Source organism: Flavobacteriales bacterium (genome assembly GCA_025210295.1).
GTDB lineage: Bacteria > Bacteroidota > Bacteroidia > Flavobacteriales_D > Parvicellaceae > S010-51.
In genome coordinates, this window is the sequence record JAOASC010000028.1 from 147,853 (window position 1) to 162,733 (window position 14,881).

The 14,881-nt window shown below is 32.3% G+C and carries 18 protein-coding genes; 1 reads left to right on the plus strand and 17 read right to left on the minus strand.

The window, feature by feature from the left end; genetic code table 11:
* Positions 1-19: 19 nt before the first annotated feature.
* The 9 genes from N4A35_08870 to N4A35_08910 form a co-directional block, all read right to left on the minus strand.
* Positions 20-1,477 (minus strand): hypothetical protein, encoded by a 1,458-nt coding sequence (locus N4A35_08870; protein MCT4581514.1) that lies wholly within the window; start codon positions 1,475-1,477, stop codon positions 20-22.
* Between the two features lie 86 nt (positions 1,478-1,563).
* The gene (locus N4A35_08875) at positions 1,564-2,178 is read right to left on the minus strand and encodes a hypothetical protein (protein ID MCT4581515.1); all 615 of its coding nucleotides are present in this window, start codon (positions 2,176-2,178) and stop codon (positions 1,564-1,566) included.
* Between the two features lie 133 nt (positions 2,179-2,311).
* Positions 2,312-3,223 (minus strand): TIGR01777 family oxidoreductase, encoded by a 912-nt coding sequence (locus tag N4A35_08880; protein ID MCT4581516.1) that lies wholly within the window; start codon positions 3,221-3,223, stop codon positions 2,312-2,314.
* 4 nt (positions 3,224-3,227) lie between these two features.
* Positions 3,228-3,938 (minus strand): DUF2071 domain-containing protein, encoded by a 711-nt coding sequence (locus N4A35_08885; protein MCT4581517.1) that lies wholly within the window; start codon positions 3,936-3,938, stop codon positions 3,228-3,230.
* Positions 3,939-3,949: 11 nt separating this feature from the next.
* The gene (locus tag N4A35_08890) at positions 3,950-4,366 is read right to left on the minus strand and encodes a hypothetical protein (protein MCT4581518.1); all 417 of its coding nucleotides are present in this window, start codon (positions 4,364-4,366) and stop codon (positions 3,950-3,952) included.
* Between the two features lie 5 nt (positions 4,367-4,371).
* The gene (locus N4A35_08895) at positions 4,372-4,734 is read right to left on the minus strand and encodes a hypothetical protein (GenBank protein MCT4581519.1); all 363 of its coding nucleotides are present in this window, start codon (positions 4,732-4,734) and stop codon (positions 4,372-4,374) included.
* A complete protein-coding gene (locus N4A35_08900; protein MCT4581520.1) occupies positions 4,731-5,117 on the minus strand; it encodes a hypothetical protein in 387 nt (128 codons plus the stop codon). Before N4A35_08900 ends, N4A35_08895 begins: the two co-directional genes overlap by 4 nt.
* Positions 5,114-5,503 (minus strand): hypothetical protein, encoded by a 390-nt coding sequence (locus N4A35_08905; GenBank protein MCT4581521.1) that lies wholly within the window; start codon positions 5,501-5,503, stop codon positions 5,114-5,116. Before N4A35_08905 ends, N4A35_08900 begins: the two co-directional genes overlap by 4 nt.
* A 55-nt stretch (positions 5,504-5,558) precedes the next feature.
* A complete protein-coding gene (locus N4A35_08910; protein ID MCT4581522.1) occupies positions 5,559-6,071 on the minus strand; it encodes a transcriptional regulator in 513 nt (170 codons plus the stop codon).
* Between the two features lie 92 nt (positions 6,072-6,163).
* Here N4A35_08910 and N4A35_08915 point away from each other — a divergent pair, with 92 nt between their 5' ends.
* Positions 6,164-6,892 carry a hypothetical protein gene (locus N4A35_08915; GenBank protein ID MCT4581523.1) on the plus strand — a complete coding sequence of 243 codons (729 nt, stop codon included), beginning with the start codon at positions 6,164-6,166 and terminating at the stop codon, positions 6,890-6,892.
* Positions 6,893-6,894: 2 nt separating this feature from the next.
* Here the strand turns inward: N4A35_08915 and N4A35_08920 are convergent, their stop codons facing one another.
* From N4A35_08920 to N4A35_08955, 8 genes are all read right to left on the minus strand, one after another.
* Positions 6,895-8,694, minus strand: coding sequence for an ABC transporter transmembrane domain-containing protein (locus tag N4A35_08920; GenBank protein MCT4581524.1), 1,800 nt, complete (start codon positions 8,692-8,694; stop codon positions 6,895-6,897).
* Positions 8,695-8,787: 93 nt separating this feature from the next.
* Complete coding sequence (locus N4A35_08925; GenBank protein ID MCT4581525.1) at positions 8,788-9,411, minus strand: hypothetical protein; 624 nt, start codon at positions 9,409-9,411, stop codon at positions 8,788-8,790.
* Entirely contained in the window at positions 9,408-10,847 is a 1,440-nt protein-coding gene (locus tag N4A35_08930) for a hypothetical protein (GenBank protein MCT4581526.1), read from the minus strand. The genes N4A35_08925 and N4A35_08930 overlap by 4 nt, the downstream gene beginning before the upstream one ends.
* 19 nt (positions 10,848-10,866) lie before the next feature.
* Positions 10,867-11,202 (minus strand): DUF6150 family protein, encoded by a 336-nt coding sequence (locus N4A35_08935; protein MCT4581527.1) that lies wholly within the window; start codon positions 11,200-11,202, stop codon positions 10,867-10,869.
* Positions 11,203-11,796, minus strand: coding sequence for a penicillin-binding protein activator LpoB (locus N4A35_08940; protein MCT4581528.1), 594 nt, complete (start codon positions 11,794-11,796; stop codon positions 11,203-11,205).
* A 26-nt stretch (positions 11,797-11,822) separates the two neighbouring features.
* On the minus strand, positions 11,823-12,260 hold the full coding sequence (locus N4A35_08945; protein ID MCT4581529.1) for a hypothetical protein: 438 nt from the start codon (positions 12,258-12,260) through the stop codon (positions 11,823-11,825).
* 10 nt (positions 12,261-12,270) lie between these two features.
* Positions 12,271-12,594 (minus strand): hypothetical protein, encoded by a 324-nt coding sequence (locus tag N4A35_08950; GenBank protein ID MCT4581530.1) that lies wholly within the window; start codon positions 12,592-12,594, stop codon positions 12,271-12,273.
* Positions 12,595-12,711: 117 nt separating this feature from the next.
* The gene (locus N4A35_08955) at positions 12,712-14,253 is read right to left on the minus strand and encodes an acyl-CoA carboxylase subunit beta (GenBank protein ID MCT4581531.1); all 1,542 of its coding nucleotides are present in this window, start codon (positions 14,251-14,253) and stop codon (positions 12,712-12,714) included.
* Between the last annotated feature and the right edge of the window lie 628 nt (positions 14,254-14,881).

A 14,881-nucleotide genomic window follows, 5' to 3' on the forward strand; every position in this document is an offset into this window, starting at 1 on the left:
AGTGAGAATTAAATAAGAATTAAGAATAATGAGAGGAATTTCTACTCTTCAAAACCATATACAAAATTCCGAATACCAAAAGAGGTAGATTCATATAAAAGAAAAGATCTAAATGTTGAGCGTATTCGAAGTGGAGAAAGTCAAAGTTTCTGCCCCAGTAATGGTTGCTAAGGTAAATTTCTTTAACAAAACTTAGAGTGGAAAGACTAACAACAGTTCCATATAAAAAGTACTGTTTGGGCTTTGTTTGATTTTTAATCCAATCGATAAAATAAATAAGCGGAAAGAATAAAAGCAGATGAATGGTAAAGATATGTCGTGTTAAAGTCGTTACATGAAATGCAGCAATTAAAATGGCTATGACAATCATACTGATGAATAATAATGCTTCTTGTTTACGTTTTTTATAGAAAGGAATAAATCCCAGAAATGATAAAATAAATATTGGGTTAGCAATTAATATGCCTGGAGTACCATTGTTTACACCTTTTGACCAATCGAAATAAGCAGGTAAATTGTTAAAACTTGTAAGTAAGTTGTCTAATCCCTCAAAAAAGTTTCCCGATAATGCTGTAAGAAATGTTTTTTCCTCTTCAAAATAAGGGTTGTACTTATTACTTTTAAAGAAAAATTCGCCAAAAGTGATGTAATTGTATGTTAAGAGTAAACCTAAGAAAGTCATCAAAATTAACGCTGTTCGAATGGTATGTTTGTTAAAATAAGTCGTAAATTTTATTAGGGATTGATTGTTGACTAGCATCAAGTAGAAGAACAGGGGAATGATAAACAGAATGTTTTGCAATTCAACTAGCGTAAATCCACCAATAATAAATGCCGTTAGGTATAAGTTCCAATGCCAGTTCATTGTATTTTTCCCTTTTAAAGTAACAATGGTAGCTAGTGTAACGCCTACTAAAGAGATGATGTGTGAATAAATATGGGTGCTTTCTAAATGATATAATGTGGCTAATCCACAGATGATTGTCATCGTTAAGGACAAGCGATAATCAAATGAAAAAAGATGGTAACACAATATGAATAAAAGGAATAGCCCTATTACCCCAGCAAGGTTTGGGAGAATTGAAGCAGCAATAAAATAATAATCAGGTTTACTTTTAGTATGCTCAGGTAAAGCGCCTTGAATCAAATCAGCATAGGCTAGATAAGGAATGATAAATGCAGCAGTGCCAGGCAGACGATCCGAATACATTATACCATCTTTCATCGCATAATCGGGAGGGGTAACATATTTCCATTCGTATTTTTTGATGCTCAACTGATGCTCAAAGTAAATGCTACTGGCTAATGCCATGTGTCCTCCATCATTAGAACCATTCCTTCCAGATGAACTAATAAAAAAGAAAACATAAAAAAAGAATAAGACCAAAAAGAGAAGTCGACGTTGTAAAGTTGTTAGTTTGAGTTTATCAATGTTTAACCTATTTTTTAGCAACAACTTATACCTACTTTTTTCCATCACGATTATTAACCAACTATAACCACTGTAAATATATACACTTTAAATGAACTAAAAGATAAAATTGTGACTTCTCTTTCTGATCTCTATTGCTTAATCAAAGTTGATGTAGCTTCTTCTGTATTAGCAAACCTAGCTTTGGGATGAATTTCATCATCATAATAGAGGTTAAATTCCATTCTGTTAAGGTATATTCCAGCTTTAGATAATAACTCAACGTCACAAATCAAGTTGGTGTTTTTATCTTCCATATCAATTAATAATGAGGGAGTTTTAGCAGAAAAATAGAGTATAACATCCGCGCTAAATTCATCATCTATTGCAGATTTTCCTCGTGTAGAAAACGTTTGGTCGTTTAAATTGGTAATACAATTTCCTGTTTTTTTGAAAAACTTATCGTTATTAAAAGCTTTCGTAAATTCGTTTTTTCCGCAAGCATTAAAAATGGTGATTGAAGTGAAATCTTCTAACTGATAATTATAGATCATGGATAACTGACCTTCTTCGGTAGATACAAATGCAATATCTCGGATGCTATCCAGTGCTTGTATCTTTACATTTTTTTCGGAGTATTTGTTGATGACATATTGAATATTCCTAGCTTTAAAAAAACAAAAATCAAAAAGATTTTCGCTTTTTTGAGCTAAGTTGATATTCAATGTACTCAAAAACAAAAACAAAAGGGGTAGTCTTGTTTTCATGTTTGCTTTGTTTTAATGTTAATATAAATGTAGAAAATAATTCGACGAATTCATGGTTTTTAACATTGTTTTGTTTAAATGGGTAGGATTAATGGATAGAAATAGAAAAAGTCTATTTGAATAGATTAAATCGTTATTCTTTTAAATCTTTCAAAGCCCAATCAATATCTTTAAAAATAAATTGATAGCCGTTATCTACTAATACTTCTGGATAGACCCAACGGCTTTTTAATACGAGTTCGGGTTCCGTTCTTATTAGAAATGCGCCTATTTTTAATAACCATTTAGGTTGGGGTAAAACGCACCAATGTCCCAAAGAATTTCTTAAAGAATGCATAAATTCGCTGTTGTCTATACTAGAGGGAGCAGTGGTATTAATGCTACCTGTGAGTTGTTTATTTTTAATCACAAAATCAATAATATTGATAAAATCTTGAATGTGTAACCAGGCAAACTTTTGCTTTCCATCTCCTTGTTTACCGCCCAAACCAAATTTTACTAACCTCGATAAAACAGGGTAAACACCTCCATTATTTCCCAAAACTAAAGATGTCCGTAAGGCAACTTTTCGTGTCTGAGGCGTCTGATGGCTATAAAATTCTTTTTCCCAATTTTTAGCGACATTCATCGAGAAGTCATTACCAATTTCACCATTTTCTTCAGTCATCATCTTATCTTCAGCATGGCGATAGATGGTTGCTGTACTGGCATTAATCCATAATTTAGGAGGCGTTGGACTTGCTGAAATAAGTTGACCTAACAAACGAGTTGCATCAATTCTTGAATTCATAATTAATGCTTGATTCTGCTTTGTATATCGACAATCAACCGATTTGCCAGCAAGGTTAATAACAATAGCTGCTTTATGAATCCATTTGGACCAATTCCCAACTGTTTTTCCATCCCATTGTTCGTATATTATTCCATTTCCCTCTCGTTTTTCTCCTCTACTAAGCACGATAACTTGATACCCTATTGATTTAAAATGTAGCGCCAGGTTTTTACCTAAGAAACCTGTTCCACCTGTTATTACTATTGTTTTCATAATCTCATATTTTAATTTTATTGGCGTGTTCTACACTAATTTCTGATCCTTCTGCTAGAATGATAGCATTAGGTTTTTGTTGACTCAAAAAATCATATTCTTGACCATAAGTAGCACCAAAATCTACATTTATATTAGCTGAATGAATAGGGTAGATTTCCCATTTAGGATGTTTTACTTCATAAGCAAAAGTTGTATCTTTTTTTTGATTGTAGCCCCAATAGTGTTCTGTAATAAACGCTTCTAACGAATTTTTAGGACACTGTTTTAGCGTATTTTGAGCAACAACACCAAATGATTGAATTTTATCGTTACTTTTCCATTGATAACCTATTTCTATATTCTTAGTATCCTCACTTAACGCATGTTGCATTGATGTTGACTCATAGTTTTCGTTATAAATTGCATTTGCAATAAATTTGATGAGTGGTTTTGGAACAATTTCCTTGACAAAAACAACACCTCTTTTAATTTCATTTTGAACCTTATGTTTTACGTAAAATCGTAGATTGACCTCTTCAAAGTTGATATGGAAAGGGACTTTGATTCCTTTTACTTTTGTTTCCTTAAAAAGAAAGCCTACTAATGAAAGATAACACTTCCCATTCCATAAATCAATTTCGGTATGTTTTGGAACTAATGGTTGAAGTAGGAGAGGTGAAACTTCATAGTTCACTAAAATTAATTTTCTCCATTCTGCTTTTAAAAATGACATAATAATTAGGATTAGATGATTATATTTTCCTCATTGAAATTAGCTCTAAAGTTAGGCGTGTTTGCTGTGCTGTTCTTTTTAGCAGCTTTCTTACCTCTAAAGAATAAATAGAGATTAAAAAATAACATCGCACCTAAGTAAATTGAGAAGCCTCCAATTTTTTGACTCAAGACTTCTATAACTTCTTGGTAGGTGACTACTCCGTAGAAATTGACTTCTAAAATACTTAATGCAAAGCCGATATTAAACAGGTAAAAGCCAACTTCAAATAGACGATTAGTAGCTAGGGCAATATCTTCTCTTCCATGAAAGATATCAAGCATATAAACTTTCCCATTCTTGAATAAGATATGTGCTACATATAATGTTAGTGTTATTGAAACGGTTAGGTAAACGAGGTAAGTGGTAATGATGTGATAATTTTCCATGATCTTTATTTTTTTATGGTTAATGATTTTTTTGTTTTGCTATATATATTTAATCCTATAACATTGATATAATGCATGATGGCCAGAAGTAATAAAAGGTTCCCTAATTTTTGACCAGTTATTCTAAATACATCTGGTAGAGTGTAAATAACTTCCCAATTGGTGATTTCTAATGCTGCTTTTCCTAGGTTTACTAGATAGTAACCAATCAATAATAATTTATTGATTGAATGAACATAAGCTGTCTGATGTTGAAAAATTTCGAGTAAATAAACTTCTCCATTTTTGTACAGTACCCAACCAATTTTGATGGTTATAAAAAAGCTACTGGATAGAAATATGATATAACTGATTAGTTGGTAATTCATAATCTGCTTGTAATTTGTAGAGTTGTGATAATAATACCGTTAATGATGAATAGAGCTATGCCAATAAATATTGAACAAATACAACCAATTAAAACGACCATAAACCAGCTGTAGAATCCATCCAAGTACCAAATTAGTATTGAAATGGCTAGCATACCACAAACAAAGCTTCCAACTGTTGTAAGGATACTTTCAGTAAATATATCTAAAGGTTTATAGGTGTTATTCTTCGCATAATATCTGGTAATAAAGAAGATAGAAAGGTAAACACCAATTATAAAAATTGATAATAAAGGGTCTAAATTCTTATACAAAGTCGGGAGCATGATTCCACTTGATAAGCTGTAAGCCGTTATTCGTGTTATGATTAATTTGTTTTTCACTTTTCTATATTTTTAATAATTAGCACACCTACATAGTTCATTATAAATAGAGCTAAACCAATTATAAGTGAACTAGGAATTCCAACAACTGTTGGTAAAAAAAGAACTCCAATTCCGAATTTTCCAAAGGCAGCAATTGGACTAGCAATTATAAGCCCTCCTATAAAACTAACCATAGTTGTAAGTACACTTTCTCCCAAAATATGGGGCCATTTTAAAGAATAGTTCTGTGCAAAAAGTCTAGTGAGGAAATAGATTATTACATACATACCAATCATGAACGCTATGATTTCTGGTTCGAATTGTTGAGTAATTAGAAAAGGAACAGTTATTATACTTGAAAGTATGTATGCTGTAGTTCTTGTTATTTTTAATTTCTTTTTCATTTGTTTGTAGTTTTTAAACTTTCAGAAAAAAATGAAAGTTTGATTCAAAAAAAAATTAGCTGAACAATTTCATGATGGTTTTCATAAACCAACTTTTTTCAGATGTACTTACTCTAGTTAATGTTTTATCGGCTTTAATAGCCATATCATTGATGTCGTTTATCTGTTTGATAAAATGCTCTAGTTCTTCAGGTTTATTTTCACTTTTAATTTCAGTTGATTGCAATTGACCTAAAATTTGAAGCATTGGCAATAACTCTTTTTGTTGACGCATTTTTATGATACGTTTAGCAATAGTCCAAATATCTTTTTCTCCAATAAAAAACTCTCGACGTTCCCCAACTTTAAATTCTTTATAAAGCAATCCCCAATCAATTAAAGTTCTAATATTGGTGTTGGCATTTCCTCTAGAGATTTGAAGAGCTTCCATAACTTCTTCGGTACTCATCGATTCTGGAGTGATTAAAAACAAGGCATGTATTTGTGCCATAGTCCTGTTAATCCCCCATTGAGAACCAAAACTTCCCCACGATTGAATAAATTTATGTTGTGCTTCTTCTAATTGCATAGTGTAAATGTAATAAAAGTTTTTAAACTTTCAATAAAAAATGAAAGTTTGTTTTGGAAATTTATATATATTGTTTCCCAAAGCTTTATTCCATGCATAAAATCACCCTTAAATTTTTGTTGACCAATATCTTGACAGCTGTGTTTTTAATTCTCAATACGCAAGATTGGGTGATTAAATACGATGAGGTAATGCATCAAGAAAATGTTGGCTTAGGAATTGGTTTATTAATCTTTTTTGTGTTGGGCTTTTTGGTAAGAGTAAAGATGGCTTATAGTTCAGCTTATAATGCCCAAAAGAATATTTCAAAATTTGAACGTTTTTTTATAGGCGTTCTTTTATTGTTTGCTTTAACTTCAACCATGAACTTTTCTTTCATATCAACGAATAATATTTTTGGAGATATAGAAGCTAATGAAGGTTTCAAAACATACTTAAGTATGACGTTGATTATCATATCAGTTTTGTTATTAATTGCAGAAGCAATGATCCTATTTGTTGAGGATAAAGCTGAATTAAAGCCTCCTAAACATGAAAAAGCCTATAATAGATTATATCAATATTATGTGAGTATTGGAATTGCTTTAAGTTGGAACATAATGATGATTGGCAATAGTCAAGGATTATCGTTTGATATGCCTGATTTTTGGCCAGAACTATTTGCGAATATAGCACTTGTGGTGATGTTAGTATTACCGTTTCAACGCTTTTTTTGGTACGAAATATTTAGTGCATCAAAAACATTGAAAGATCAATTCATCGTGTTTAGTTCACTATTAATTGTTATTGCTTCAGCTGTAGTACCGTTGTTTTTTGTGTAATATCACCCCAACTGTATCGAAGATAAATTGGCATAAACACCTCCATGTTTAACCAATTCATCGTGCGTTCCTGATTCTACCAATCTACCTTGTTCCAACACGATAATTTTATCCGCATTTTTAATGGTTGATAAGCGATGTGCAATTACAAAAGTTGTACGCCCTTCCATTAAACGGTCCAAAGCTTCTTGTACCAGTTGTTCTGATTCAGAATCTAAGGAACTAGTAGCTTCATCCAGTATCAAAATTTTAGGGTTTTTTAAGACCGCTCTGGCAATAGCAATACGTTGTTTTTGTCCTCCAGAAAGTTGAATTCCACGGTCTCCAACTAAAGTATCAAACCCATCAGGGAATGCATTAACAAAATCAAAAGCATTAGCACTTTTAGCAGCCTCATCTATTTCTTCATCAGTAGCAGCTACGTTACCGTAAGCTATATTCTCTCGAATTGTGCCAGCAAAAAGAATAACATCTTGAGGTACAATAGCCATATTAGAACGCAAACTCTGGATATCATATTGGTTAGCATTGATGCCATCAAAAAGTATAGCGCCGCTACTAGGATGATAAAAACGGAGTAATAAAGATGATAAAGTAGACTTTCCTGCACCAGACGGGCCAACAATAGCAATACTTTGCCCTGAATGTACATTCAAATTAAGCTCTTTTAAAACTTGAACATCTTTTCTTGTTTCATAAAAGAAGCCTACGTTTTCAAAGCTTACATTACCTTTTAATGCTGTTGTTATTCCATTTTCAACACTGGTTTCCTCATCTTGGTAGATGATGTCCATTAACCGTTCAGTTGCTCCAATCGCTTTTTGAATAGCACCTAATAAAGTTCCTATTCCGCCAAATGATGCCCCTAAGAATACGGTAAATAGAATGAAGCGCATAAACTCTTCCATCTCCAGTTCTCCAGTTTGTAACAATAAAACTCCTTGCCAGATGACAATACTTACTGCGCCAAACATCCCTACAATAATAAAGCTCGCAAATAAGCCTCTCCAAATGGCACTTTTGATGGATAAAGTTTTAATCGTTTCATTGTAAGTACCATATCGAACCATTTCGTAGGATTCATTGGCAAAAGCTTTAACATTTTTAATCCCTGTTAGTACTTCTCCTAAAATAGAATTAGATTCTGCAGCTGCATCTTGAGCTTGTTTAGATAAACGTTTGATTGCTTTTCCAAAAATAATGGTAAGAATTAGTACTACTGGTACAATAGATAACATGATGACTGCCAGCTTTGGCGATGTATAAGCAATCACGGTAGTAGAAAAAATAACCGTTAGCCATTGCCTGATAAATTCGGCAAGAGTCGTCATTAAGAGTTCTTGTAATAAATTAATATCAGTAGCAATTCTACTAGATAATTCTCCAACTTTACTTTTATCAAAAAAAGAAATAGGGGAGTGTATTAGTTTATTAAAAGCTTGATTTCTAAGATCTCTTAATGTTTTTTCAGTTACAATACTAAAGAGATAAATCCTAAAAAAACTAAAGATGGCATTTGCAATAAAAACCCCAAATAAAAGGTACATTACCAGATTAGTATCTTCAAATTCTTTCCAATCAACATTGGCATCAATTTGACTTGGATCTTTTGTGCCAAAGAGTTCGCCAACTAAATATGGAAACCCCATTGAGGTGATGCTAGAAAGAATCAGGAATATAATCCCAATGAAGAAAACTCCTTTGTATGGAGAAATAAACTTAAAAACCCGCATTGCTCTTTTGTAGGCACCTTTTTCAAGTTTAACTTTTTTTTCATCTTTATTTCTACCGAATCTTGCCATTTATAGTTGTCAATTTAGAACAAATATAAAAACAAAAATGGCCTATTTAATGAATATCATCAAATAAGCCATTGAATCTGAGCAAAATTATCATTACCATTTAGGTAAGAAGTAGTTGTATTGTAATGTGATTCCTGCATTTAGACCACTTAAATTTGAAGCTTCAGTATTGTATAGGTTAACTCCATTAGCTAATCCATAACCAATATTAGCTCCAATTTTTATGTTTTCATTAGCAACAAAGAAGAGCTTAGCTCCAATTTGTGTGTTTAGGAAATTGTCTTCTAAATTCATTCCTATCTCAGGTAAAAATAATGAATTTCCTTCATAGGTGTATTTTACAAAGCTTTGGTTAAAATATGGCATAATGCTAAAATGCTCATGTAAGGGAACTTCATAGCCCAATTCTATTCCAAAAGAACGGTATTTTAGATCAGCATTAATCCCTAAATCACTAACAGAATCAGAAAATAGCCTTGAAGTACTTCCTTTTCCACCAAAGTAACTTAACCCTATGTGAAACTGTTCGGAAAAATGCATTCCTCCACCAACTCCAAAATTGTAGGTTTGATCAAAAGGAGATAAAGAATTAATGTTGAGGTTTCCATAAAACCCTTTTCTGACATCGTGGTCTTCTACTGAAGAACGATCTGTATGTTGTGCAAAAGCAAATGTTGTGCTGAAAGCAACTGCGGCTAATATGATTAGTTTTTTCATGGTGATATGGTGTTAAGTGTTAGTGAATCGTTTAGTGGCAGTAAAGAAGAATTGTTAGAAAGTATTCGATCTGGTGTGAAAACGTTTTTAAATTGTAGATGATTACCTTTACTTACTACCGGTATTTCTATTGTTTCTTTTTGGTTAAATTGGTTCATTAATGTGATTTGAATCAAGTTTGTATCAGGTTGAGTTAGTGGAACTCTACTATAGTTGATTAAACTAGGTAGTGATTGCCAATTTCTTGTATCTGCTTGTTCGGTTATAAAGCCAATACCCTCAAGAACCATGCCGAGAGCCTCTGTTGTTGAGTCGCTCTTTAAAGCTTGTTGCGCGAGCTTGTTAATGGCTAATTTGGTAAGATGTGTTCCTAAGTCTTTCATAAAACGATCTTGCAAAGATTGTTCGGCAACTTGATTAATATTCTCTACTGGGGCTAACTGTTTATGAATGTCTACACCGTTGACTTCAATAGTGCTATAATTAGGTTGATAATAAGGCGTGGTATGACGGTATTTTGGCATGGCGACACGTATAGCTGTTAAATTGGATAATGAATTATTGTTGGGATTACCCAAGAATGGGATTTCCATTGTCTGTTCATCATCAACAAAATAAAAGCCACCTACTCCTCCAACTAGGCTGAAAATATAGTTTTTTTCTACTTTAAAAGGAGCTTGCCCATTTTCCCAGTATAGAATAACCTCTCCATACGGGGTAGCATTGGGTGTATATTTAATATTAAATTCTTTTTCATAACGATTCAACTCACTATATAAGCCACTTAAGTAAGCAGTTTTTAAAATGTCTATTTTTAATTGGTTTGGAGCGGTTTCTCCCAGTTTATGAAAGTCTTCAGTATAAGCTTCATAAGCATTTCTATAGGCAATAAAAGCATTGTTATATTCATAGGATTTTTCATAAATTTGCCCCATTAAAAGGTGTCCAAAAGCATCTTTATTGTATTTTTTCTTTCCTTTTTCACTCAACTCCATTTCCTTTAAGTTCATTCTTCTTGCTTCGACTAAAGCATCTTCAGTTTGATTTAAATAAGAATAGTTTAAAGCTTTGTAGTAATGTATAAGAATTTTCTCAAAATCTTCTGCTCGGTATTTTTTTGCGTTAGAATTTACCAAAACACTTGCCGCGAAGTCAGCAAGTGAATTTTGATAATCCATTAAGTCATCTGCGTAATTCAAATGCTTATTACTTTCTTGGTATTGCCCTTGTAAATGAAACAAACGTCCTAATTCCAAATGGTATAAAAGCGTATTTTTTTTGCGTTTCAAAAATTTATTTCCTGCTGTTAAGTTTAAGGCCGTCTGATAATCATAATTTCTGATAGCCTGCTGTGTATCCAAACTTTTCTCGTGATAAGTTTTACAAGAGAGTAGGAGTATAGGTATAATCAATATGTAAATTGATACTCTTATCATAGAAACTGATAATGCGTAATTATAGCAGTAAGTGAATTTTAGATTGGTCTTTCCATTTAGATTGATGGTGGTATTTTACAAAATATATTTTTAAATCAGCTTGATGAGCATATTCTGTAAAGAATACTTTTTTATCAGCTTGATGGGCATATTCTGTAAAAAACCACAACCCCTTATTTCCTTTTACTTGATGCGAGTAAGCTACTTTGTATACTAATAGATCTGCTTGATGTTCATGATCTACAACAAAAACTTTGGTAGTTGCTTGGTGACTGTATTGCGTAGAAAATACGTTTTGCGCATTCACAAAAACACTACTGATCAATAAGAAAGTCAGGATAAGAAAAACTTTCATTTATCGTTTAATAAACTTTTTGATTTTCTCTTCTCCAACCCAAACAATTTCATTGGTTTGTATGTTTGTTAATTCCAGGTTAATCTGATATAAAACCACTCTTTTTTTATCAATTTGATCAACAATAGAATTGATATCTCCTTGTAGCATAAAATCTGCACCAACTTCCAATCCCCATTTTTTCATGGTAGATACAGAGGCATTATCTTGTTGATCAGCACGCTCTAAACGTAATTGCTCTCTTTTTTCTCCTCCTTGAACAATTCTTACTTTTTGATCTAGGATAAGGTTACGTTCAATATCTTTGATAAAGGTTTCAGCTTCGATATGTTCATGAGATTTGTTTTTAACAAAACCAACAATCATCACTGGTTTATTCCCATTATTAGCTTGCAAGAAATCTGCTAACCATTGTTCTGAAGTCATTTGTTTGGTTAACTTTTCAGAAGTCAACTTAGAATCGGTGTCGTTCCATTTTCCACTTAAGTCAATTTGTTCGTCAATATCCACTCGTGTTACTTTTCTAGAACAACTGGCAATCGCTGTTCCTAATACTAAAAGTAAAATAACTGTTTTGATGTTAAATAGTTTCATGATTTATATTTTTATAAGATGTTTTATTAATTGAATAAATAAAGTAAGGTTCCTAAAATAAGTAAGTCGTTACTAATTCCATAATGGTACCCATTCCCATAGCCATAAGAACCATAGTAAGGGTTGTTATAATTGTAATTGTCGTAATTGTTATAGTAATAGGGATTATATCCTCTTCTATATCGGTATCTACGATTTTGGTTATTAGCCTCTATTCGCATTTTTCTTAATTCATGCTTTCTGGCTTTTTTTAGGTCTTTTTGTTTTTGTTTTTCTTCTGCCCAATCTACCACTTCATATACGTCGTGTATGGTAGTACTCATAAAAACATGTGAAGAATCTTTCATAGATAAGTATTTATCCATGCTTCTTTTATAGTTAGGGTTTTGATCTGGCTCTGTTTGTGAAAAAAAGGTCGATACTCCCCCTAAAATTAATGCGATAAAAAGTAAAAGTGATTTCATAACTAATTGATTAATAAAGATAATAAGGTGTATAATAAGGGTTGAAGAAAGGATTCATTCTTCTGTTTTGAGCTCTTTGTTCAATTCTCATCTTTCTCAACTCATGTTTACGAGCAGCTTTTAATTCTTTTTGCTTAGCTTTCTCTTCTCTCCAATCTTTTACTTCATAGGTATCATGAATGGTAATACTTTGTTGATTTTCAGCAGTCGCACTTAACGTTTCGTATTTAGTTAAACTTTTTCTATAATTAGGATTTTGATCAGAATTATTTTGAGCAAACAAAGTTGATGATGCTCCTAGAACAATTAGTATGGTATAAACAATGCTTTTCATAATGATTATTTTATAATTACTCTATTACAAACAATCACCGTGCCAAAATTAACAAATATTTAAGTTTTGGCTCAAATAAAAAGCCACTTCTAGTAATTGAAGTGGCTTTTTAATGATTTATAATGGAATGTTTCCGTGTTTTTTCTTGGGTAACGTTACTGCTTTCTTTTCTAACATTTTAAATGCTCGAATTAGCTTTTTTCGCGTATCTTCAGGTTTGATTACTTCATCTACATACCCTCTTGAAGCAGCATTGTATGGATTGGCAAAAAGCTCTGAGTATTCAGCTTCTTTTTCTTTCCATTTTTCTTCAGGATTATCAGCAGATTTTATTTCGTTTTTAAAGATAATTTCAGCTGCTCCTTTTGCTCCCATTACTGCAATTTCAGCAGTTGGCCAAGCATAGTTCATATCAGCTCCAATATGCTTAGAGTTCATTACATCATAAGCACCTCCGTATGCTTTACGAGTAATTACTGTAATCCTAGGAACAGTAGCTTCACTGAATGCATATAACAATTTAGCCCCATTAGTGATAATGGCATTCCATTCTTGGTCAGTTCCTGGTAAGAAACCTGGTACATCTTCTAAAACCAATAAAGGAATATTAAAAGAGTCACAAAAACGAACAAATCGACCACCTTTTTTAGAAGCTTCTACATCTAAAACTCCTGCAAGCATAGATGGTTGATTAGCAACAATACCAATAGAACGCCCAGCTAAACGAGCAAAACCAACAACAATATTTTCAGCATAGTCTTTATGTACTTCAAAGAAAGAGTCTGTATCAATAATACCGTCAATAACCTCTTTAATATCATAAGGTTGATTAGGGTTATCTGGAATTATAGAGTTTAAAACATCTCTTTTCTCGTCTACATTCATATCGTAAGGTAAAACTGGAGGTTTTTCTTCACAGTTTTGTGGTACGTATGATAACAGCTTTTTGATGTTTGTAATAGCTTCAATTTCGTTGGCACATGCAAAATGCGTAACACCAGATTTAGATGAGTGTGTTGTAGCGCCTCCAAGTTCTTCAGCAGTTACTTCTTCGTTGGTAACGGTTTTAACTACGTTTGGTCCTGTAACAAACATATATGAGGTGTTTTCTACCATCAAGATAAAGTCTGTTAAAGCTGGAGAATAAACTGCTCCACCAGCACAAGGTCCCATTATTCCAGAAATTTGTGGAATAACACCAGAAGAAAGTGTGTTTCTATAAAAAATATCAGCATAACCTCCTAATGAAACTACGCCTTCTTGAATTCTAGCTCCACCACTATCATTTAAACCAATAACAGGTGCTCCATTCTCAATAGCCAAATCCATAATTCTACAGATTTTTTCAGCATGTGCTTCGGCTAAAGAACCTCCCATTACCGTAAAGTCTTGAGAGAATACATAAGTTAAACGTCCATTTACAGTTCCGTAACCTGTAACTACACCATCACCCAAAAATTTTGTTTTATCTAAACCAAAGTTGGTTGAACGGTGTGTAACAAAAGCTCCAATTTCTTCGAAAGAGCCTTTGTCCATTAAAAAGTGGATACGTTCTCTTGCAGTTAGTTTACCTTTTTTATGTTGAGATGCTATTCTCTTTTCGCCTCCTCCTAATTTCGATTCAGCTATTTTATTTTCTAATGTTTCTATCTTCGACATAGTCACAAATTTAATGATTAAATTTTATTTTTAGAAAAATGAAGCTTTTAACTTTTATGCAATTTTAAACTATAATTATTTGTAAATTTTACTTTGTTTTTTATTCTCCAAATAGTCAAGTTTACCAAAGGCGTATTTTTTGTATACTTTCTTTCTAAATGTGTAAAAGTCAACTAATGTATCTTGTTTAATATATCCATGGATTGGAATTGTTTGGGTGTTGGTTATCTTAGCATTTAAAATGTCAAAACATATTTTAAAATCAGTTGCTTGATAAGTATTAAAAGAATGTGTACCAGGTTTTATATATAAGTAGGTATTGGGGTTAGTTTTTTTTGTTTGCTATATTCAGTTAATAAAAATTCGTAAGGAATACGTTTATCTTGAAATGTTGAATAAAATAGAATTTTTTGATTGGTTATCGCATTATAATTTACATTTCTATAAAAGTTTTGGTGTTGTGGATATCCGTTAAAGACAATTAATCCGTCAAAGTAATTGGGGTGCTGGTAAAATAATTTAAAACTTCCTGTACCACCATCAGAGAATCCAGCAATAACTTTAGTATCGTAGGATTGTGAGGTAATGTAATCAGATAAGAATTGAAAACAATATTGTAGGTTGGTTA

Coding starts and splice junctions, on each gene's coding strand:
- N4A35_08870 (MCT4581514.1), bottom strand. CDS start 1,477: ATGGAAAAAAGTAGGTATAAGTTGTTGCTAAAAAATAGGTTAAACATT.
- N4A35_08880 (MCT4581516.1), bottom strand. CDS start 3,223: ATGAAAACAATAGTAATAACAGGTGGAACAGGTTTCTTAGGTAAAAAC.
- N4A35_08875 (MCT4581515.1), bottom strand. CDS start 2,178: ATGAAAACAAGACTACCCCTTTTGTTTTTGTTTTTGAGTACATTGAAT.
- N4A35_08945 (MCT4581529.1), bottom strand. CDS start 12,260: ATGAAATCACTTTTACTTTTTATCGCATTAATTTTAGGGGGAGTATCG.
- N4A35_08920 (MCT4581524.1), bottom strand. CDS start 8,694: ATGGCAAGATTCGGTAGAAATAAAGATGAAAAAAAAGTTAAACTTGAA.
- N4A35_08905 (MCT4581521.1), bottom strand. CDS start 5,503: ATGAAAAAGAAATTAAAAATAACAAGAACTACAGCATACATACTTTCA.
- N4A35_08895 (MCT4581519.1), bottom strand. CDS start 4,734: ATGAATTACCAACTAATCAGTTATATCATATTTCTATCCAGTAGCTTT.
- N4A35_08915 (MCT4581523.1), top strand. CDS start 6,164: ATGCATAAAATCACCCTTAAATTTTTGTTGACCAATATCTTGACAGCT.
- N4A35_08950 (MCT4581530.1), bottom strand. CDS start 12,594: ATGAAAAGCATTGTTTATACCATACTAATTGTTCTAGGAGCATCATCA.
- N4A35_08890 (MCT4581518.1), bottom strand. CDS start 4,366: ATGGAAAATTATCACATCATTACCACTTACCTCGTTTACCTAACCGTT.
- N4A35_08885 (MCT4581517.1), bottom strand. CDS start 3,938: ATGTCATTTTTAAAAGCAGAATGGAGAAAATTAATTTTAGTGAACTAT.
- N4A35_08940 (MCT4581528.1), bottom strand. CDS start 11,796: ATGAAACTATTTAACATCAAAACAGTTATTTTACTTTTAGTATTAGGA.
- N4A35_08935 (MCT4581527.1), bottom strand. CDS start 11,202: ATGAAAGTTTTTCTTATCCTGACTTTCTTATTGATCAGTAGTGTTTTT.
- N4A35_08910 (MCT4581522.1), bottom strand. CDS start 6,071: ATGCAATTAGAAGAAGCACAACATAAATTTATTCAATCGTGGGGAAGT.
- N4A35_08955 (MCT4581531.1), bottom strand. CDS start 14,253: ATGTCGAAGATAGAAACATTAGAAAATAAAATAGCTGAATCGAAATTA.
- N4A35_08930 (MCT4581526.1), bottom strand. CDS start 10,847: ATGATAAGAGTATCAATTTACATATTGATTATACCTATACTCCTACTC.
- N4A35_08925 (MCT4581525.1), bottom strand. CDS start 9,411: ATGAAAAAACTAATCATATTAGCCGCAGTTGCTTTCAGCACAACATTT.